This window comes from Pseudoalteromonas sp. S4492, assembly GCF_005886115.1.
Classification (GTDB): Bacteria; Pseudomonadota; Gammaproteobacteria; order Enterobacterales; family Alteromonadaceae; genus Pseudoalteromonas; species Pseudoalteromonas gelatinilytica.
Window position 1 is genome coordinate 1 of record NZ_PNCP01000223.1, and the last position, 246, is coordinate 246.

Here is a 246-nt window from a genome sequence, read left to right on the forward strand (position 1 = left end):
CCATTCATTCTGTTTTGGGAGATGCTAAGGATATCGATCTAACAAAGCTGAACTCTACTGATTTCGATAGATTTGCTCAAGCCGCAAGAGAAAATCTAGGGCAAGGTGCAGCCTATACTGCTGGCAGAGGTTTAAAGAATCTTGCAGACTTCTTAATAAACAAGAAGATTCTTAAGCCATTTAAATGGAAAAGCCCCATCAAAAAACAAAAGGAGCTGAATGCGGTTGATGATGAGATTGATAAGA

At 39.0% G+C, this 246-nt stretch carries 1 protein-coding gene; it reads left to right on the plus strand.

Annotated elements, in window-relative coordinates; translation table 11 throughout:
* The coding region (locus CWC28_RS22095) for a hypothetical protein (RefSeq protein ID WP_171038352.1) at positions 1-246 on the plus strand (246 nt) is incomplete at both ends.